The 20,422-nt window shown below is 29.8% G+C and carries 19 protein-coding genes; 10 read left to right on the plus strand and 9 right to left on the minus strand.

The features are described from left to right. Positions 1-58: 58 nt before the first annotated feature. The 5 genes from JH146_RS01725 (at position 59) to JH146_RS01745 (ending at position 4,995) form a co-directional block, all read left to right on the plus strand. A complete protein-coding gene (locus tag JH146_RS01725) occupies positions 59-2,080 on the plus strand; it encodes an ATP-binding protein (protein WP_048201385.1) in 2,022 nt (673 codons plus the stop codon). A gap of 8 nt (positions 2,081-2,088) precedes the next feature. Continuing rightward, positions 2,089-3,360, plus strand: coding sequence for a dihydroorotase (pyrC, locus tag JH146_RS01730; RefSeq protein ID WP_048201386.1), 1,272 nt, complete (start codon positions 2,089-2,091; stop codon positions 3,358-3,360). A gap of 84 nt (positions 3,361-3,444) precedes the next feature. Then, positions 3,445-3,819: a hypothetical protein gene (locus JH146_RS01735; RefSeq protein ID WP_048201387.1), complete on the plus strand. Its 375-nt coding sequence runs from the start codon at positions 3,445-3,447 to the stop codon at positions 3,817-3,819. Positions 3,820-3,827: 8 nt separating this feature from the next. Next, on the plus strand, positions 3,828-4,304 hold the full coding sequence (locus JH146_RS01740; protein WP_048201388.1) for a DUF2085 domain-containing protein: 477 nt from the start codon (positions 3,828-3,830) through the stop codon (positions 4,302-4,304). 4 nt (positions 4,305-4,308) lie between these two features. Then, a complete protein-coding gene (locus JH146_RS01745; RefSeq protein ID WP_048201389.1) occupies positions 4,309-4,995 on the plus strand; it encodes an SWIM zinc finger family protein in 687 nt (228 codons plus the stop codon). Here JH146_RS01745 and JH146_RS01750 read toward each other — a convergent pair. Beyond that, positions 4,992-6,107 carry an AAA family ATPase gene (locus JH146_RS01750; protein WP_048201390.1) on the minus strand — a complete coding sequence of 372 codons (1,116 nt, stop codon included), beginning with the start codon at positions 6,105-6,107 and terminating at the stop codon, positions 4,992-4,994. The two genes, JH146_RS01745 and JH146_RS01750, sit on opposite strands and share 4 nt — an antisense overlap. A gap of 205 nt (positions 6,108-6,312) precedes the next feature. On the opposite strand from JH146_RS01750, the gene JH146_RS01755 reads away from it, so the two are divergent. From JH146_RS01755 to JH146_RS01770, 4 genes are read left to right on the plus strand one after another with little or no spacing between them, the layout of a single operon-like run. Beyond that, positions 6,313-7,149, plus strand: a complete 837-nt coding sequence (locus tag JH146_RS01755; RefSeq protein ID WP_048201391.1) for an SDH family Clp fold serine proteinase — start codon at positions 6,313-6,315, stop codon at positions 7,147-7,149. After that, complete coding sequence (locus JH146_RS01760) at positions 7,139-7,486, plus strand: DUF192 domain-containing protein (protein WP_173400799.1); 348 nt, start codon at positions 7,139-7,141, stop codon at positions 7,484-7,486. Before JH146_RS01755 ends, JH146_RS01760 begins: the two co-directional genes overlap by 11 nt. Before the next feature lie 2 nt (positions 7,487-7,488). Then, entirely contained in the window at positions 7,489-8,532 is a 1,044-nt protein-coding gene (locus JH146_RS01765) for a M20 family metallopeptidase (RefSeq protein WP_048201392.1), read from the plus strand. 1 nt (position 8,533) lies between these two features. Further along, positions 8,534-9,415 carry a DNA-methyltransferase gene (locus JH146_RS01770; RefSeq protein WP_048201393.1) on the plus strand — a complete coding sequence of 294 codons (882 nt, stop codon included), beginning with the start codon at positions 8,534-8,536 and terminating at the stop codon, positions 9,413-9,415. Positions 9,416-10,083: 668 nt separating this feature from the next. Here the strand turns inward: JH146_RS01770 and JH146_RS01780 are convergent. The 8 genes from JH146_RS01780 to JH146_RS01815 all read right to left on the minus strand — a co-directional run bounded on the left by JH146_RS01780 (position 10,084) and on the right by JH146_RS01815 (position 19,151). Further along, complete coding sequence (locus tag JH146_RS01780; RefSeq protein ID WP_048201395.1) at positions 10,084-10,776, minus strand: hypothetical protein; 693 nt, start codon at positions 10,774-10,776, stop codon at positions 10,084-10,086. A gap of 25 nt (positions 10,777-10,801) precedes the next feature. Beyond that, a complete protein-coding gene (npdG, locus tag JH146_RS01785) occupies positions 10,802-11,473 on the minus strand; it encodes an NADPH-dependent F420 reductase (protein ID WP_048201396.1) in 672 nt (223 codons plus the stop codon). A 4-nt stretch (positions 11,474-11,477) separates the two neighbouring features. Beyond that, complete coding sequence (gene rnz, locus JH146_RS01790; RefSeq protein ID WP_048201397.1) at positions 11,478-12,422, minus strand: ribonuclease Z; 945 nt, start codon at positions 12,420-12,422, stop codon at positions 11,478-11,480. Positions 12,423-12,441: 19 nt separating this feature from the next. After that, entirely contained in the window at positions 12,442-12,837 is a 396-nt protein-coding gene (locus JH146_RS01795) for a helix-turn-helix domain-containing protein (protein WP_048201398.1), read from the minus strand. 59 nt (positions 12,838-12,896) lie between these two features. Then, positions 12,897-13,997 carry a non-hydrolyzing UDP-N-acetylglucosamine 2-epimerase gene (gene wecB / locus JH146_RS01800; RefSeq protein ID WP_048201399.1) on the minus strand — a complete coding sequence of 367 codons (1,101 nt, stop codon included), beginning with the start codon at positions 13,995-13,997 and terminating at the stop codon, positions 12,897-12,899. A 77-nt stretch (positions 13,998-14,074) separates the two neighbouring features. Beyond that, positions 14,075-15,382, minus strand: a complete 1,308-nt coding sequence (locus tag JH146_RS08540) for an S-layer protein (protein WP_081874449.1) — start codon at positions 15,380-15,382, stop codon at positions 14,075-14,077. Between the two features lie 188 nt (positions 15,383-15,570). Continuing rightward, a complete protein-coding gene (locus JH146_RS01810; protein WP_048201400.1) occupies positions 15,571-17,913 on the minus strand; it encodes a DEAD/DEAH box helicase in 2,343 nt (780 codons plus the stop codon). A gap of 59 nt (positions 17,914-17,972) precedes the next feature. After that, positions 17,973-19,151 (minus strand): COG1361 S-layer family protein, encoded by a 1,179-nt coding sequence (locus tag JH146_RS01815; protein ID WP_048201401.1) that lies wholly within the window; start codon positions 19,149-19,151, stop codon positions 17,973-17,975. Positions 19,152-19,232: 81 nt separating this feature from the next. Between JH146_RS01815 and JH146_RS01820 the strand changes: the two genes are divergently transcribed. After that, on the plus strand, positions 19,233-20,420 hold the full coding sequence (locus tag JH146_RS01820) for an ABC transporter permease (protein ID WP_048201402.1): 1,188 nt from the start codon (positions 19,233-19,235) through the stop codon (positions 20,418-20,420). Positions 20,421-20,422: the final 2 nt, after the last annotated feature.

Here is a 20,422-nt window from a genome sequence, read left to right on the forward strand (position 1 = left end):
AATAATAATAACTATTTTTCCCTAAAACACTATTTTCTTTATATGGGTGGATGTAACTATGGAATTGAGAGATGAAGACTTAATTTTAGAAGAAGTTAGGGATTATTTAACTGCATATTTGAGAAATATTCATCAGGAAGATATTATCTTAGACAATGAAAGGGTTGTGGTTGATTTAAATCAACTTTACAACTCTGGATTAATGGAATTTGTAGAATTTTTAGTAAATAATCCGCAAAGAGGAATTGAATTTATAAGAGAGTGTTACGACGAAGCATACTATACATTGAGGAATGAACGCCCTACAAATATAATAATTGCAGTAAAAAACCTTCCAAAAATTTTCAAAACCACAAAAAAAGGGAAAGTTTTTACAATAGAAGATATTAGGAGTAAAACCTTAGGAAAGTTAGTTGAATTTGAAGGAATTATAGTTATGGCATCAAAGATAAAACCAATGCTAAAAAAAGCCTATTATCTCTGCCCAAAATGTGGAAGAGAAGTTGTTAGAGAAATAGATATCTTAAATGCTGACTCTGAAAAAGCGGTTTGTGAATGTGGAGCTGAGCTAAACTTGATTGAGCATAAATCAATATATACTGACTTTCAGGAAATTAAAGTTCAACAGCCGTTAGATTTAATGGAGAATCCTGAAGAGCCGCCAAAATATATAACTGTATTCTTAGAAAACAGCCCTGGAATATATGCTGGAAGAGTTAAAATTACTGGCATTCCTATAAAAGTTAAGAAAAGTAAAAAACTTCCTATTTATGATATACATGTAAAGGCTTTACATTGTGAGATTTTGGATGGAGAAGTTAAGATTAAATTAACGAATTCAGATATTGAAAAAATTAAAAAAATAGCTAAAAGAAAAGATGTTGTTGATTTATTGGCAGATAGATTGATTCCAGAGATTAAAGGGCATTCAGCAATAAAAAAGGCAGTTTTCTTACAACAAATAAAAGGAGTTAAAAAACCTGGAAAAAGGGCTGATATTCATATATTATTAATTACCGACCCTGGAATTGGGAAGACGGTTATTTTAAGAAAAATTGCAGAGATTCCTGGTAATTTGTATGGTTCTGTAACCACTGCCACTGGTGTTGGTTTAACTGCGGCTGTTGTTAGAGAAAAGACAGAAATTGGGGAAGACACCTGGGTTATTAAGCCAGGTTTGTTAGTTAAAGCCCATAAAGGAACTGCATGTATAGATGAGCTAACTGTCAATAAAGAACTACAGAGCTATGTTTTAGAAGCTATGGAAAGTCAGACAATCCATATTAGCAAAGGAGGGATTAATGCTAAGCTTCCAGCTGAATGTGCAATTTTAGCCGCTTGCAATCCAAGATGGGGAAGATTTAACCCAGATGTTTCTGTAGCAGAGCAGATAAATATTCCAGCCCCTTTATTGAGTAGGTTTGATTTAATATTCCCAATTAGAGATGTTTCTGATAAGGATAAGGATAAAGATATTGCTGAATATATTGTAGATTTGCATAGAGCATATTTAGATGAGAAAATAAATAAAGAGATTGGTTTAGATTACTTTGAAGTTGATGGAGTTAAGATTGACAAAGAGTTTATAATAAAATATATCTACTATGCAAGACAGAAAAAGCCAGTTATTAGTGAAAAAGCTAAAGAACTGTTCGTCAATTATTATGTAGAGATGAGAAAAAAGCATCAGATAACTGCAAGGCAGTTAGAAGCGGCCATAAGGATTGCTGAGGCACATGCAAAGGCAAAGTTAAAAGATGTTGTTGATGAGGAAGATGCTAAAGAAGCTATAAATATAATCACTGAATGCTTAAAAGAGATTGCTTATGACCCAGAAACTGGAATATTTGACGTAGATAAAATCTTAGGAGTGTCTAAGAAGGAGAGGGATAAATTAACAACTGTTTATGAGATAATTAAAGAGTTGTCTGAAAAATCAGAACTTGTTGAGCATGAAGATATTGTTGAAGAAGCAAAAAAGAAGGGTATTAAAGAGGAAGAGTTAGAAAATATTATTAAAAAGTTAATTAAGTATGGGGATATAGATGAACCAAAACCTGGGAGGTATAGATTGTTGTAAGTGATATCATGCTGCTGAAAAACTGTAGAATAGTAAAAGATGATAAGATAATTGAAGGAGATATTTTAATTGATGAAAATGGAAAAATTAAGAAAATAGCCAAAAATATTAAAGTAGATGATGAAACAATTGACATAAAAAACTCTCTTGTTATTCCTGGAGTTATTGATGCACATGTTCATTTTAGATGGGGAGAAAAAGAGAAGGAAGATTTTTCAACTGGAAGTTTAGCTGGAATAAATGGAGGTGTTTGCTTTGCTATAGATATGCCAAATAACAAGCCCCCAATAACTACAAAAGAACTTTTTTATAAAAAACTTGAAGATAGTAAAAAGGATAGCAAAATAAACATATTTTTTAATTTTGGAATTACAGAGAAAAATTATCTTGAAAATGTAAAAGAGGCAAAGGCATATAAGATATTCATGGTTAAATCTGTTGGAGATTTATATATAAATGATTACTCAAAATTAAAAGATATTTTAAACCAAAATAAACTTTTCTGCATCCACGCCGAGCATAAAGACGTTATAAATGAAAATATAGAAAAATATCCCTTAGATAGTTGGATAGACCACTGTAAAATTAGGGATGAAAAATCAGAGGTTGAGGCGGTTAAAGAAGTTATAAAAAACTTAAAGATTATTGATAAACTTGAAAAATATAAACCACACATTCACTTTTGCCATATTTCAACTAAAAAAGCTCTATATATAATAAAAGAAGCAAAACATGAATTAAAAAATATTAAAATTACTGTTGAAGCTACTCCTCACCACATTTATTTAAATAAAGATATGGCTGAGGAATTAAAAGGTTTTGGAAAATTCAATCCACCATTAAGAGAAAAAGAGGATAATATTGCTTTAATTAAAGGAATTATAAATAAAGATATCGATATTATTGCTTCTGACCACGCCCCACATTTATTAGAAGATAAGCTTAAAGATGTCAGAAACTGCCCTTCAGGGATTCCTGGAATTGAAACTATAGTCCCTCTAACTCTAAATTTAGTTAATAAAAAACTTATAACTTTATTTGATGCTGTGAGGGTTTTATCAAAAAATCCTGCTAAAATATTTGATATAAACAACAAAATTGAAGAAGGAAATTTAACAAATTTAACTATTATTGATTTAAAAAAGGAAGGAAAAATTAATGCTGAATTGTTTAAATCAAAGGCAAAATTTAGTCCATTTGATGGGTGGGAAGTTAAAGGCTTTCCAATTTATACAGTAGTTAATGGAACTTTATATGAAAGTTATGGGTTTTATTATTAACCATACTTGAATAGAAAAATGTATAAAAATTAAAAAATAAAATTTTAATGTTGAAGTTTAGAGAAGAAATTTTTGGTGAAAGGTATGGTAAGTTTTGACCAAGAAAAGATGTTAAAACCAGCTATAATTGGAGGAGTTATAAACGGTATTTTGGGAGCTATTTGTTGTTTGTGTTACGTTATTGGTGGTGCTGTTGCCGCTCATCTATATGTTAATGCTGGAGGGATTTGTGATTATGAAAACTGTGGATTGGTTGGAGCAATATCAGGAGTTATAGGGGGAATAATAGCTACAATATTAAGCTTTCTATTTATGTCTGCATACTTATCGGCAATTGGATTAAAAGCAGCTATGTTTGCAGGAGCTTCTTTTGTCATTGGGTTTATTACAGCAATCATCTTTGGAGCAATATTGGGAGCAGTAGGAGGAGTAATATATGTTGTTATAAAAAATAGATAAGTGATGTTATGAAAAAATATTATGCACTTATCTTTGTCTCTTTTCTCATTTTCTATTTGGGAATTTTTTTAGCACCTTATTTTGCATTTTTAGGAGAACATTCAAATTTTTGGAAGTTAATTTCAATATGTGTATATTCTATATACTCCCCTATATGCCATCAAATGCCACAAAGAAGCTTTTTTATTTTTGGGCATAAAATGGCTGTTTGTGCGAGATGTTTTGGAATTTATACAGGCTTTTTAATTGGGATGGTTATTTATCTATTCCTTAAAAAATTAGATGATTTTAAAATCCCTAACAAATGGTATTTAATAATTTCATCAATTCCTATGGTAGTTGATGGCACTACCCAACTAATTGGATTGAGGGAAAGTTTTAATGAGTTGAGATTTATAACTGGATTTATTGCTGGTTTTACCATAACTTTTTATATTTTGCCAATATTTTTTGAAATGATTTACAAAAAATTTAAAATTAAGTGAGAATATGTATTATGACCAAAAAATAATAGAAAGAGGTAAATTATATTACAGAAACAATTTAGTCAAATACTGCATAAAATACAAAAATTTTTTATTTGGAGAGGTTATAGGCTCAGAGACCTACAAAGTTAAAGTTGATTTGAATGATAATTATTTTGGTTTATGCACATGCCCATACAAATACAACTGCAAACATGCCTACGCTCTAATTGAGGCATATAAAAACAACAACTATATTGATGCGGAAGAAATATTTAAAGAACTGAAAAACAAAACTAAAGAAGAAATTTTAGAAATTTTAAAAAATTTAGTTGTTAAACATTACCTATGGGATGAGTTTTTAGATACGGATAGTTTGTTAAACAAAGCCATTGGCTTAATAAAACTAATTCCATTAGAGAGAAAAAATATTCATACATTTAAGTCATTTTTAAGGAATCAGTTTGTTAAAAATGCTGATGATGAAGAATTAATAAAGGTTATTGATGAAATGATAAAAGCAGATTTGGATTTTAATAATTCTGATATTATTGAGTCACTGACAATAATATTAGATGAAATCTTTAGAAGAGAAAATAAAGAAGCAATAAAAAAGCTTATAAATTTATATAGGAAGCATAAAAGAGAATTATGGATTGTTGGAGATTATCTAATTATTCACTATGATGATTACTTTGATTATATGGATTAGAGATAGAGGTGTTGTGGAGCTTCCCTTCTATTACTTACAATCTTCTTTAGAGCCCATTCTAAATCTTCTTTACTAACATAATCCCTATTTTCTAATATGGCCCTATGTAGTGCTGGCTTTAAGAATTTCTCTTTAATATCTCTACCACTAAATCCTTTTGTTTTTTCAACGAATTCTTTTAAATTAGCTTTAACAGGAATTGGCATTTTTTTAGCATACAATTCCATAATTTTCAATCTCTCCTCATCATTTGGTAATTTGAACTCAATCTCTTCCTCAAACCTACTTCTAATTGCTGGGTCTAACATGGCTGGGTTATTTGTTGCCGCTATAGTTACAACTCCTTCATTTTCTTTAATTCCATCTAATTCAGTTAATAATGCATTAACTACTTCAGAAACATCTCCTCTTAATGATTGATATTCCCTACTTAATCCTATAGCATCTAACTCATCAATAAACACAATACATGGAGCACTTTCAGATGCTCTTTGATAAAGCTCCCTAATCATTTTAGAAGCATCTCCAACATGCTCTCCAATAAGCTCTGGAGCTTTCACTAATATGAATGATGAATTTGTCTCTGTAGCTAAAGCTCTTGCCATCAATGTCTTTCCAGTTCCTGGAGGTCCATAGAACAATACATTCTTTGGAGCCCATTCTCCAAAGAGTTTTGGATTTTCTAAATACTTCATAATAATTCTACACTTCTTCTTTGCCTCTTCCTGCCCAATAATCTCGCTGAACTTAGCTTTTTTAAACTGTGTTCTAAGAACTTTTTTAGGAGTTTGCAATTTAAATACTGTCTCGCTTGTAATCATTCCTCCCTCTTTTGGATAAGTTGAGATAACTTTGAAAGCGTAATCTGGAAGGATTGAGTTATCAAATAAGTAATCACCCTCTTTAACAATCTCGCCAATCCACTGGTCTCTCGCATAGATGTTAAATAATACAGGGTCATCAGTAGAGACTTTAACGTTCTCGCTACTAACCCTAATTGGGAATCCCGCAGGCTCTAAGACAACGTACTTTAATGATGGTAATGTATCATCGTAAGTTTTAATCTTTGAAAAAGATTTTATTTTTATTGGATTAAATCCAATTTTACTCATAATCTCTCACCAATTTAAATGATGATAATAATAAGGCAACTATATTTATATTCATGAAGTGATATTAATAATTTACTTTATAGTCAATCATCAAAGTTTATCAGTTAATAGGCATTTATAAAACCCTTGTAGGGTTTTATATTCAATACCTTATAAAGCGTTATTTGTCTAATTATTGAATATACCAAAAGTAATGGGGGATGAAATGACATCCATGGATATATTTTTCTTCTTATTCATATTCCTATTGTTTATTTATCCAGAGATGATGATGAGATATAAAATAATGAAAAGGTTGAGATGTATAAGGGAGATTGAGAGAGAAAGAGGGACAAGAGTTATAGCAATGATACATAGGCAAGAAGCATTAACATTCTTGGGAATACCAATATACAAATTTATCACCATTGAAGATAGTGAAGAGATTTTAAGAGCTATTAGATTAACACCAGAAGATATGCCTATTGATTTAATCATCCATACACCTGGAGGTTTAGCTTTAGCGAGTGAGCAGATTGCTTTAGCTTTAAAAGAACATAAAGCAAAAACAACAGTTATAATCCCACATTATGCTATGAGTGGAGGTTCTCTAATAGCTTTAGCGGCTGATGAAATAATTATGGATAAAAATGCAGTTATGGGGCCAGTAGACCCACAGATTGGGCAGTATCCTGCTGCATCTATCTTAGAAGCATACTATAAAAAAGGAGATAGAGTGGATGATGAAACACTAATATTGGTTGATATATCAAAAAAGGCAATTAAACAGATGGAAGAATTTGTTTATGAGTTGTTGAAAGATAAGTATGGAGATGAGAAAGCTAAAGAAATAGCAAAAAAACTAACTTCAGGAACATGGACACATGATTATCCTTTAACAGTTAATAAATTAAAAGAGTTGGGCATTGAAGTCAATACAAATGTCCCAAGAAAAGTTTATGAGTTATTAGAGCTTTATCCACAACCAATGGGTGCAAAACCATCTGTATATTACATCCCTGTCCCATATAATAAAAAAGAAAGTGAAAAAAATGCAAAATAAGAAAATTAAAAAAGTTAAAGTTGGAGATTTTGAGTTTGATGTTGTATTAGCAGATAATTTTATTAAAAGAGGGTTAGGTTTAATGCTTAGAGATATTGGGGATAAAGCTATGCTCTTCCTATATAAAAGAAGAAAGATAACCATGCATACATTTTTTATGCTTTATCCTATTGATGTAATTTTTATTGATAAAGATATGGTTGTTGAAGCTGTAAGATTAAAGCCATGGAAATCATATAAATGCAAAAATTACTCAACGGCAATGCTTGAATTTAAGTGTAGAGATGCTGAGCTAAATAAGCTTATTGGGGAAAAAGTAGAATTTATGAGAGGATAATTATGGATTACTTAAAAATCTTAGAGGATTTAGTAAAAATCAGAACTGACAATAGAATTGGTGTTAAAAAGGCATTTAAATATTTGTCTAATCTTTTCAATAACTTAGGAATAAAAAATACTATCATTGAAGGATGCTTTGTAGCTTATAAAGAAAAGGAAAACTTTGATTTGATATTAAATTCACATATTGACACTGTAAAAGTTCAATCAAATTTTAAAAAGGATGATAATAATTTTTATGGAACTGGGGTTATAGATGCTAAAGGGAATGTAGTTTTAATGATTCATGCTTTTTTAAATAGTAATAACTCTATATTAGTTATCTCTCCTGATGAAGAAAAAGAATCAAATGGTATCTATAATTTTTGTCAATATTTGAGGAATAAAAATAAAATTAAAAAAGATATTAAATGCATAGTTGGAGAGCCAACTGACTTAAATGTTTGTATTGGACATAAAGGGAGGTTTGAGTATATTGTTGAGGCATTTGGTAAAGCGAGGCATGCTTCATCTCAAGGCCTAAATCCAATAGAAATTCTAAGCCAGATTATTTTAGATTTAAAACAAATGCCTTTAGAAAAAATTAAAGTTGATAAAATCTACTGTTCTTCAATAACTCCAACTATAATAAAAGGCGGAATTCAAAGTAATATAATTCCTGACTATGCTTATGTCTTATTTGATGTTAGGAGTGTTGAGAAGGATATAATAAAAAAGATAGACAATTTTTTATCTCAAAAAAATTATTCAAAGCATATAAAAAGTGGATTAAATTCTGAAAGGCATTATGCTGATTTCTACATGCTTGAAAATAAAGAATTGATAAATAAGTTGTCTAAAGAGTTTAAAATATCCTTTTTCAATGCCACCTGTGAAGCATATTACTTCAACAAATTTTTAAACGCTGATACTGTTATTTATGGTGTTGGAAAATTAGAGCTTGCCCACTCTAAGGAAGAATGTTTAAATTTAAATGATTTTGATAGGGGAATTAAAGAAGTAGAGAAGCTTGCAGAGTTAATGATAAATAGTTTAGGGGATTAAAATGGAGGTAAATAAAATTTATTGTATGGATTGCTTAGAAGGTATGAAACAGTTAGAAGATAAGTCAGTTGATGTAGTTGTTACTTCTCCTCCATATAATATTGGTATAAAATATAACAAATATTCTGATAATTTGAGTAGAGATGATTACCTAAATTGGATTGAAGAGGTAGTCAAAGAGATAAAGAGAGTGCTAAAAGATAACGGCTCTTTTTTTATAAATATTGGCTATACTGCAAAAGACCCATGGATTGCCTTTGATGTCGCTAACGTTATAAGGAAGCATTTTAAACTACAAAATACCATCCATTGGATAAAATCAATTGCAATACAAAAAGAGGATGTTGGAAATTATCCAAATATTATAGGAGACATTGCCGTTGGGCATTATAAACCAATAAACAGTGATAGATTTTTAAGTATAATGCATGAATATATCTTTCATTTCACAAAAAATGGAAATGTTAAGTTAGATAAATTAGCAATTGGTGTTCCTTATCAAGATAAAAGCAATATAAAGAGATTTAACAGAAAAGGAGATTTAAGGGATAGAGGAAACACTTGGTTTATTCCTTATGAAACCATACAATCAAAAGAAAAAGAAAGACCACATCCTGCAACATTTCCGCCAAAACTTCCAGAGATGTGTATTAAACTACATGGTGTTAAAAGAACAAACCTTGTTTTAGACCCATTTATGGGAATTGGAAGCACAGCTATTGCATGTATTAGGTTGGAAGTTAATTACATTGGCTTTGAGATTGATGAATATTACTGCAAAGTGGCAGAAGAAAGAATAAAAAAGGAACTTTCAAAAATAAATAAAAAATTTGGAAATATAAAAGAAAATAAGAAAATATTAACTCTTGATGTGTTTATTTAAATGCTATCTTTAAGACGTTCAACAATGTCTTTTAGAGAATCTGCTAATCTTTCTATATCTTGGACACCTGTTGCAGAACCTTTTAACTTTTCTAATTCACTTTCTATTCTTTTAAATACATCCCTTGCTACTACTTTTATTTCATCTTCATTACATGGAATAAATACTCCTCCTTGTGGTCCTGAATTAATTAATGTAGCTACAATACCTTTCTCTTTTAATGGTATTAATACATTATGTTGAAATCTTCCCTATTACTCTTATAACCTACTTTATTCATAATATTATTAATACTTGTCCTACAATCTATTCCACAATGTCCATTATTTAATAAATATTCTACTACTTTAACTTGATACTATCTATTACTACCTACTTGAGCATTTTGATTTTGAGCAATAAAATTCTTTGCTCTTTGTATCCATGGACTGTTATCACATTTTGGGCAGTTTGACATTATTCTCACCCTAAAAGAAAACTTTTAAAGAGATAGAGTTTAATTAAACTTCCCCTCCCCAACCTTGCCATGTCATGCCCCTATTCACTACAAAATTTGATGTCTTACCTCTTCTATTCACCCACACAGAAATAGGACTTTACATCCTTTTAAATATTCTATTTTTTAATATTATAAAACTTATGCTTGCTTATTATAATCCATAACTTTATTAATTTAAATCTTCTTCGTAAATAATCAATTCCTTTTTATATAACTCTCTATTAGAGGCATTAAACTCTCTCTTAATTCCTCCCTTTAATTTAGATAAGTCAATTATTTTAAAGCCAATAGCATAATAATTATTGTTTCTCTTCTCAATCTTAAATGATAAGCATAAATGAGATGCGTCAAACCTTATCTTTATTCCTTCTTCATCTTTTGATGGAGAGGCATAAAAAGTTCTATGAGATGAGTTTATATTATTCTCATTGAATGTTTTAATTTCGATATAAACTACTCTTCCTTCTCCCTCTTTCTTCCCTTTATACCAAAATTCTATATCAGGATATCCTGTTGATTTTTGCTTACCTTTTTTAGTTTTTGGAGTAATTGCATATCCGTATTTGTTTAAAACATCTTTAACATAATGTTCAATATGATTTCCAACCTCATTAACTCTTTTTGGTATCTTTCCATCTTTAGTTTTTACACCATTTGTATTTTTAATCTCCTCAATAACTTCTTTACATACCTTAATTAAATCATCAATCAATTCTTTATCTTCTTTTTTAGATAAATCAATTGGGATAATCTTATAACTACTTACTACCCTAACAAAAGTGGAAAATGAAATTTTTTCAATTGGTTGCAATATTTGTCGTAAAATTTGCTCTATTTCTTCATAATAGCTTCTATCGTCCATATAAATCACCATAAAATCTCAAAAATTAAATTTCTAAATTTGTAATTCTAATTCCTGTTCCTTTTGATTTATATTTTATATTTAATCCAATTAATAATGGTGTTATTGCCTCTATAATTCTTGATTTTTCTAAATTACCACAATCAATTGCCCTAACTCCATCTATTTGATTAGCTAAATCAATAACAACTTTCTTTGCCTCCTCATCATTTCCACAAACTAAGATATCACAATCAACTGGATTATCCAAATCTTCCAAAACAGCATGACAAACATTTTGAAATGCACTAACTACCTTACTCTCTTTTAATACATTTTGAACCATTTCAGCAACTGAGCCATCTGGAGGAAACAATAATCTTGTTGGTTTATCCCCTATTGCAGTTGCCAAAGGAACACCGATAGAAACAACTATCTTTCCCTTTAACTCTTCTTTCAATTGTTTTATTGTTGATAGAGTGTATTCATAAGGTAAAGATAGGATAACAACATCTCCTTCTTTTGCAGCCTCTTTATTTTCTAAGCCAATTATATCTGCCTCAATTCCTCTCTGCTTTAATATTTCTTTAGCCTTTTTAGCCGCTTCTTCTGCCCTCTCCTTTTTTCTTGAACCAATTATTATCTTATTATTTTTAGCCAACCTTAAAGCTAAACCAAACCCTTGGTCTCCAGTACCTCCCAATATTGCTACTTTCATTTTTTCACCCCAATAAATCTCTTTTTATATCATAGGTCATTAAATCCTCACTAATAATAATTTTAAAGCTCTCATTATACTGTTTAACGTTCATTTTATATAGGTTGAAATATTCCTCCTTATCATACCTTGCTGAGATATGAGTTAAAATTAAAGCCTTTACATTTGCCAATTTGGCTATATTGACGGCATCTCCTATTGTAGAATGCATATTATCTTTAGCAATATCTTTAGAAGAATCATCAAACGTCGCTTCGTGAATTAAGATATCACATCCTAATTCATTTAAATATTTTCCAAAATCTTCCAATGGAACGGTATCTCCACTATATGCTAAACAAAATCCTTTTTTTGGTGGTAACAAAACATCTTCTGGATTTACAATTTCTCCATAAATATTTTTAACCGCCTCTCCATTTTTTAGTTTTTTTAAATCTGGCCCTATTTTAACTCCAAGTTTTTTAGCTTTCTCAATATCTAAACGTGGTTTTTTTCTTTCTTTAAATATATAAGCGTAAGAAGGAATACCATGTTCAGTTGGATAGGCAATTATCTCATAGTTCTCTTCTTTATAGATAGTTATTGGCTTTTTTTCATAAATCTCATAGACTTTTATTGGAAATTCTATATAATGAGCTCCGAGCTTTAATGAGTTTTCAACAACTTCCTTTGTCCCTTCAGGGCCGAATATATTAATTTCTTTATCCCTTCCAAAAAATCCCATACTCTGTAAAAGTCCTGGAATGCCCAATATATGGTCTCCATGTAGATGAGTTATAAATATATGGTTAATTTTCATCGGCGATACTTCAGTAAAAAGCATCTGTCTTTGGATATTTTCACCACAATCAAATAAAAAAACCTCTCCTCCAAATTTAAATGCTATCCCTATATGATTCCTATTTTTTGATGGAACTGCCGCTCCAGTTCCTAAGAATATCAATTTCATAATAATCATCCAAATATTATTATTTTATATTTTCTAAATACTCCTTAATTACATCTTCAAACTCTAATTCATCTACCCATTTTTTCATACTGTTGCACCACTCTTCCATAGTCTTTTTTATGATTTTCTTTGTTTCTTCAAATGGAATTGCCTCGTAAATAAAATAATAACCTCCATCTTTTATATTAACCTGCCTTCTTTTAACTAAACCTGCATTCATTAAATTTTGAACTGACCTTTGAACTGTACTTCTATCCCTATTAATTCTCTCAGCAATATCATTTATTTTTGATGGGCCGTTTTTTAAAATATCAAAATAAACTTTAACATCAGAAACTTTTATACCAAAAACGCATGCCATTAAACTATCAAACGTCCAAGTTGTGCATGGCGTTTTTAATAAAAGTTTACTCATATTATCACCTTCATGGTTGTGGCATTGACATTAACTAACTATATCATTATATTTAAAGATTATCTTTTAATACAATCAATCAAAATTTTAATAATTCTCTTTCCACTCTTCCCATCCCCAAACGGATTTTCCCAAGTCCTCTCTTTATTAAGCATTATTTCAATCGCTTTAATTAATTTTTCTTTATTATCACCAACTAATATATTAGCCCCTACTTCAACGGTTTCGGGTCTTTCTGTATTGTCTCTCAAAGTTATACATGGGATTTTTAATATGCAAGCTTCTTCTTGAACTCCACCACTGTCTGTTAAAATTAGCTTAGCATTCTTTTCTAACATTAAAAATTCTAAATATCCAACTGGTTCAATAATTTTTATTTTTTTGTTGCTTTTTAGTTTATCAAACAGATTAAACTCTTCCAATCTTTTCTTAGTTCTCGGATGGATTGGGAAAACAATATATTTTTCATATATTTCAGTTATCGTAAATATTCCATCTATAATATTTTTTAATCTTTCTTTATTATCGACATTCTCAGCCCTATGTAAAGTTAATAGAAAATAATCATCATCAACAATATTATCGAAAAAAGCTTTAATGTTTTCATTTTTTTCAGCAATCTTTAAATTTTGTAAGGTGGCATCGACAATTGTATTTCCCACGACAAAAATCTTATTTTCTTCAATTCCTTCCCTTAATAAATTATTTTTAGCTATTTCAGTTGGGGCAAAAAGATAATCACTAATATGGTCAGTTAAAACCCTATTTATCTCTTCAGGCATATTTTTATCAAAACTCCTTAATCCTGCCTCAACATGGGCTATATCGATTTTTAATTTTGAAGCTACTAAAGCTCCAGCTAAAACAGTGTTTGTATCTCCCTGAACTATAACAACATCTGGATTTTCTTTTAAAAGAACTTTCTCTATCTCTATTAACATCTTTCCCGTCTGCTCTCCATGAGTCCCAGAACCAATGTTTAAATTGTATTTCGGTTTTGGTAAGTTTAACTCTTCAAAGAATATCTTGTCCATGTTTTCAGAATAATGCTGATTAGTGTGGATGATATGCCAGTCTTCATTAGTTTTTTCTAAAGCTCTAATTATTGGGGAAAGCTTAATTATCTCTGGCCTCGTCCCTAAGATTATTGAAAGCTTCATTTTATCAACTCCAAAATAATTAAAAATCTAAATCTATATATTATTTTTTCAAATAAAAAATTAATTAAAAGAAATATTTAAGGTTTTTCAATCTTCACTGCTTTCCCATCTCTCCACTCTACAAATATTGGTTCATCTGGAATATCATCTAATTGCTTGAAGTATTCTACTGCCGCCTTTGTTCCCCATCTATCTGAACCTGCTAAGAGGATTACTAAATGTCCATTGATGATTTGTTTCTGAATAACTCCCCTATTCTTACCTGGATAATCGTTAGTTATCTTAACTGGGAATGTCCACATATACTTCTTAACTAATGGATTAGCTACTGGACCTCCAACTAAGATGCAATCTTCTGTTATTGTTAATGGTTGATTTATTAACTCTGTAGTGTTTTTAAGGCATTTTGCTGATAAGTTGTTGTCTATTTCTGAACCTATTATTATTTTAGCTTTATGGACAATTTCTTTTATTTTCTCTGATTTGATGTCTTGTGCAACATCTGAATATATTTCATCTGGTTTATTATCAATTATATACTTCCCAACTGGTGCAATTAATGGATATGAATCGTTGTTGTTTAAATTAATTACATAAGCTGTATCTCCAATCCCATCTCCATCTGAGTCATTTCCAGTATAGTCAGAGTAGTAGTTTCCTAAGTAGTTTGTGTATGTTTGTCCATTGTATGTGTAGTTTATTGGTGTTGGTGAGTGGAAGATATTGTTGTGTGAGTTGGAAATTAGGATATCCCAATAAGTATTGTTTATGAAGTTGTTTAGATAGATTATGTTGTTGTTGGATGAACTATCAAGGGAGATTCCAGATTTACTATTCAAAAAATTTACATTAGTTATTGTATTATTGGACGAATGCCAAAGGTTAATCCCATCTAAAACATTTGCATCAGATATTTTGTTATTGGATGAATACTCAAGGCAAATTCCGTTACTACCACTATTCAAAGTAGTTACATTGATTATTGTGTTGTTGGATGAATCTTTGAGGTAAATTCCCTCAACATTATTATTCAAAACACTTATATTTGTTATTGTGTTGTGGGAAGAACTATCAAGGTAAATCCCATGAATAAACTCACTAACAACCAAGTTATTTATTATAATATTTTTATGCCCATTTACATAAACCCCATAGGTAAAACCTGCATTATTTCCATCCAAAACCTTCCCATTACCATCTAAAACAACATTATCCGCATTTATTGTGATTGCTGTTGTTGTTAGGTTTGTGCAAGAAGTATTTAAAATATAATAACCACTCTGATTTATTGTGTATGGTAGTGAGTTGATGTATGTGGCTCCACAAACGCTTCCTACCATTCCTAAAGCCAAAATCGTTAGCAATATTAAAAGATGCCTTTTCATCACCATCACCAATTATTACTTTATAATTTTAAACTACTTTTTAATTGTATCTTAAAAAATACAATATTTTCTTAATTTGAATTCTATATATATTACTATCAAACATAAATCGAAAAGTATTTATACAAGAATATTCTTTTAATCTACATAAGTAAAGTAAATAAACAATATAAAAAGTTTAAAAATAGTTATTCCTCATATTTTGCTGTTAAAACCTCTCTAATCTTTTTAGCCCTCTCTTTTCCAACCCCTTCAACTTTCATCAACTCTTCCTCTTTTGCTGTGAATACATTTTCTACTGTTTTAAAGTGCTTTAATAATCTTTCGGCTAAAGCTCCACCAACGTCTGGTAAGCTCTCAACAATGAATTTCTGCTGTTCTTTTAAGGACATTGTAGTTTTTCCATATCTTACCATAACTGCTCTTTTCTCTTTTATTTGCTCTTTCTCAGCAATCTTTATTAATAAATCTGCTGTTTCTTCAGCATTTTTTGTAAATATTATTGGAATACCAAAGTCAAAGATTATTGATAAAATAGCTCCTTTAATGGCATTTTCATGCAATCTACTAAAGTTTTCACCTTCAATTATTAATAATGGCTTTTCAACTTTTCTAAGGTTTTTTAACTGGTTAAATAACCTCTTATCAATTATTGAATCTACAAAGTCCTCAGCTGTCTTCCTCTCAACAACTACCCTATCACTTAAAACATAGTCACCAACTTCTAAGGTTTTTAACTCAACATCTACATAGTTATGTAAAAGTTTAGCCATGTTTTTTTCTCTAACATCTACAATAATTTTTATTGGTTTTTTTAATGTTTTTATATTTTCAATCTTAGGTTTTTCTTTAGTACCATCTTCTGCTTTAGTTTCAATCTGTTTAATAAAGTCCAATATTGTTACTGGCTTTTTAGTTTTTTCATTTTCTTCTTTTATTGCAGTTTTTGGAGTTATATTATTCTCTTCTTCAGTTTCCATATTTTCTGTTTCTTTTGTCTTTTCTTCTATCTCTTCTTTACTTTTTTCTTCAAATTTTTTCTGTAATCTTTTATTTAACAAATAGCACATATTTTTTAATAATCTCTTCATTTCTCTCTCTTTATACAAAGCACTTTTGTAATAAGCTTCATCAGCTGTTCCCTTAGCTATTAAAACATAAACTCTTCCCCCTTCCCCCCTCATTGCCCTACCTCTTCTTTGAATAAATCTAATCTCTGAAGGAACTGGCTCATAAAATATGATATAATTTACTGTTGGAATATCAATTCCTTCTTCAGATACGCTTGTTGAAACCAAAACGCTCCCTTCTCTTTTAAATTTCTCTATTGCTTCTATTTGCTGTTTTTGGCTCATCCCTTTTCCTTCTTTATTTGCCTGACCAATAAATCTTATTGCTTTAATCCCATTTTGAGTTAAAAGATTAACTATCTTCTCTACAGTATCCCTATATTGAGCAAAAATAATAATTCTCTCATCCTTATTTTTTTCCAAAATATTCTTGGCAATATAAACAACTTTATCTAATTTTGGATGCTCAACATTAGATTTCATTAAGAGATGAACTGCTTCTCTAACTTTCTCATCATTAACAATAGATTTAGCTGATTTTGTTCTCTGCATGGATAATTTATTTATATAATTTAAAAATACACTCTTTCCCTGACTTTCTAAAAGTTCTTTAGCGTGCATCAATTTTAATGCCTCTGAACAAACTCTTATAAGTTCATACTTTACTTCTTCATCATAGGAAAATAGCTTAGAATTTAGCTCAATAAGTTCTGTTTTTGTTACATTAGCAATAGAATTTATAACTCCAAAATCTTTTAATATCTTCAATCTCTCTTTTAATGCTTCATTTATCAATTTTAATGCTTTTTTAAATTCGGCCGGCAAATCAACTCTAATTGGAATTAACCTTACCTTAGCAATATATGGTTTTACATCCTCATCATCCTCAGTTCTAACCTCAACATGCTCAATCCCTAAATTCTCACAAATTTCCATTACCTTATCTATATCAGAACCTGGAGAAGCAGTTAATCCTAAAACATGGCATTTATCTTTAAACTTTTTTGCTACAAAGGCATATGCATGGTCTCCTGTAGTGTGATGAGCTTCATCAGCTATTAATAAAACAAACTCATCCACATTTATTCTTCCAGCTACAATATCATTTTCAATAACTTGTGGTGTAGCAATGAATATTTTTCCTTTTTTATACAATTCAGCCCTCTTTTTTGGGGAAATTTTCCCAGTTAATGCAATTATTTTATCTTCATCAATATTTAAAATTTCTTTTAACCTATTGCAGTGTTGCTCAACTAAAGGTCTTGAAGGGGCTAAGATTAAAATTTTCCCATCTTTTTTTGTTAAAATACCTGCTATTACCAATATTGCTATAGCTGTCTTCCCTAAACCAGTTGATAAAACACATAAAGTTTTTTTCTTTAATGCATTTGCCGCAATAATCTGCTGATACAACCTTGCCTCTAAAGTTTTTGGTTTTATTAATGGATGTTCAATATACATAACCATCCAACTCTTTAATCTGTTAAAATTCTGCTAAAAATTAAAATTATAGAGTATTTTTAAATTTCTTCGAACTCTTTACGTCTTTTTCTTCTTATGAAGTATAGGATAAGTATTATAATAGCAATTACTCCGCAAATTATATAAATAAGATTTAATGATTCTTGTTTTTCTAATTTTTCTACATGTATATCGAATATTTTTGTAGTATTATATGAATTGTGGTAGTCATCAAAATATGTAATACTTACTTTAATCAGAATATCTCCAAAATCATTTATTTCAAAGACTGAAGTATCATAATCATCTTCATCCAAATCTCCAATATACTTAGTATAATTTTTTCCATTCACAGTTAAAGTCATTACACAATGCCTAATCTTTGTAGTTCCTCTATTTGCAATTCCAATGGTTATTTCAGCATAATCTCCTTTATTTTTTACATCATCTAAGTAAATATATGGCTGATTTTCATAAATCTTTTTTAAAACTTTTATATTTAAAGGAATTGTTAAATTATACTGATTTCCGTCCTCTCCAATCCAAAACAATTTTGCATTAATTGAATATATTCCATTTTCAATCTCTGGAACTGCATATATTTTTATAGGGATAATATACTGGTTACCTGCTTTTAAATATCCAATAAAAATTGAACTACCTCCTAAAATGTTGATTTTATCATTTCCAATTAAATAGAGGTTTAAATATTTTGCATTTCCAGTCCCTACATTTTTTATATCTAATTTTATAGTTTCTGTTTTTCCAGGGTTTATTGAAGTATCATTTATTTTTAATTGAAAACTTGCTATCCCATATACTGGAAGGTAATATACTTTAGTAAGTTCATAGTGATGGATTATCTCCTCCCTGTCTTCTTTATCAACCTCATCATAACTTACTTTTACATCTATTCTATAATCTCTTGATGGGGCATTCTCATCTACATGTAGTTTGAAATATACAGTATCTGATTCTCCAGGATTTAAATGGCTAATTGTTGCCTTTCCTTTAATTGGATTAACTTGTCTTAACTCAAAAGGATAATGAGGAGAAATCTCAACAACTATATTCCTAACCTCATTATCATAATTATCATTGTTTATCTTAATCCACAAATCTACATCATCCCCCGGATGAATAATATTTGGCTGATATTGAATTTCATCAACTTGAATAGCAGAGATTGAAGATAATACAATAAATCCAATTAGAATCATTAAAAATTTTTTAAACATCATATCCCCCAAAATTAATTTATATATAGAACTTAAGCTTAATATTTATATATAAAGCTTTAGATATTTTTGGGGAAATCTATGAAAGTTGAAGATATTGTTATCTTTGCATTTAAAAATATGAAGCAAAAAAGAACTCAGAGTTTATTGACAATTATTGGTATTGTAATTGGAGTTTTAGCAATGGTTAGTTTAATCTCTTTGGGATATGGCGTTCAAAATTACATACATGAGGAAATGATGAAAATGGGTTCTAATAAAATAACCATCCTTCCTATAAAACAGTTTGGCATTCCTCCTTCACATCTATTTACAAAAAAAGAGGTTAAAGCAATTAAAAATGTTAAAGGCGTCGATACAGTTATGTATGGTTGGTATGGTGGGTGTGAAATAGAATACAACGGAGAGAAAAAGTTTGTATCCTATTATTATGCAACCCCTTCAAAATTAAGAGAGGTTTATAAAGATAGTGGTTACGATATTGAAAAAGGTAGGTGGTTGGAGGATAATGATAAGTATGCATGTATTATTGGCCATGGAACTGCCCATAACTTGTTTGATAGAGAAATAAAAGTTGGGAATGTGATAAAAATTAAAGACAAAAAATTTAGGGTTGTTGGAATTTTAAAGCAGATAGGAAATCAGCAGGATGATAATTCAGTAATTTTAAACATAGATGTTGGAGAAAAACTATTTGGAAATGAGGGAAAATATAACTTCATTTCAGTAACTGTAAAAGATGGAGAAGATATAGAAAAAGTTTCAGAAGAGATTAAAAAAGTCCTAAAAAAATCTTTTGGAGATGAAGAGTTCTCTGTTTTAACTGCTGAGCAGTTAGCAGAAACTGTCAGTTCAGTTCTTGGAGTTATTACTATATTTGTTGTTGGAGTTGCTGCAATCTCATTATTGGTTGGGGCTGTTGGTATCTCAAACACTATGCATATGAGTATTTTAGAAAGAAGGAAAGATATTGGGATATTAAAAGCATTAGGAGCAGAGACAACAGATATCTTAGCAATATTTGTTGTTGAGTCAGGATTTTTAGGGTTGTTTGGTGGGGTTATTGGTTTAATTTTGGGAATTTTATTGGCAAAAGTTATTGAAATGTTTGCCCATAAAATGGGTTATTTAATGGTTAATGCGTGGATTTCTTATGAGTTGATTGTTGGGGTTTTAGCATTTTCATTTTTAGTTGGAATTATTAGTGGTTATTTCCCAGCAAGAAGTGGGGCTAAGTTAAATCCAATAGAGACATTGAGAGGGGAATAGAT

Origin of the sequence: Methanocaldococcus bathoardescens, from assembly GCF_000739065.1 — an archaeon.
Classification (GTDB): domain Archaea; phylum AGJL01; class Methanococci; order Methanococcales; family Methanocaldococcaceae; genus Methanocaldococcus; species Methanocaldococcus bathoardescens.